Here is a 509-nt window from a genome sequence, read left to right as displayed (position 1 = left end):
GACACACCAATCATCTACGTACCAATCGTAAATGATGTGAAGAAACCAACTAAACAAACAGTTAAGTTTGAAGGAGCAGGCGATAAGACTCCAGGAGACAATGTCCAAGATGACTTTACATTTACTGGTAAAGAAAACAAAGCTTCTGGAACTACAACATGGAATGAGAAGAGCCATACTTACGGTAAGGTATCTGTTCCAGTAATTCCAGGTTACTACGCTGATAAGACAGAAGCTGGTGGTAAGACAGTTACTCCAGAAAATCCTGAAGCAACAGATACAGTTACTTACAAACCGCTTGGTAGCTTGGTTCCGAAATCTGATGATCCTAAATTCCCATCAACACCAGATGTGAAATATCCAAATGATCCAACAGATCCAACTAAACCAAGTAAACCAGTTGTGCCAAATGTCCCAGGCTACAAACCATACTTGCCAGATCCAAAAGATCCAAGCAAGCCAGGTCAACCAGTAGAACCAGGTAAGGAGCTTCCAAACCTTCCAACAAA

At 41.5% G+C, this 509-nt stretch carries 1 protein-coding gene; it reads left to right on the top strand.

Translation table 11 applies throughout. From position 1 onward, the window contains the following. Positions 1 to 509, top strand: a 509-nt coding sequence (locus tag ADF68_RS11090) for a mucin-binding protein (protein WP_049549123.1), incomplete at both ends; no start/stop codon positions are given.

Origin of the sequence: Streptococcus pseudopneumoniae, assembly GCF_001068775.1 — a bacterium.
GTDB classification, from domain to species: Bacteria; Bacillota; Bacilli; order Lactobacillales; family Streptococcaceae; genus Streptococcus; species Streptococcus pseudopneumoniae_N.
Note: the sequence above shows the minus strand (reverse complement) of the source record. Positions and strands in the feature narration are given on the sequence as shown.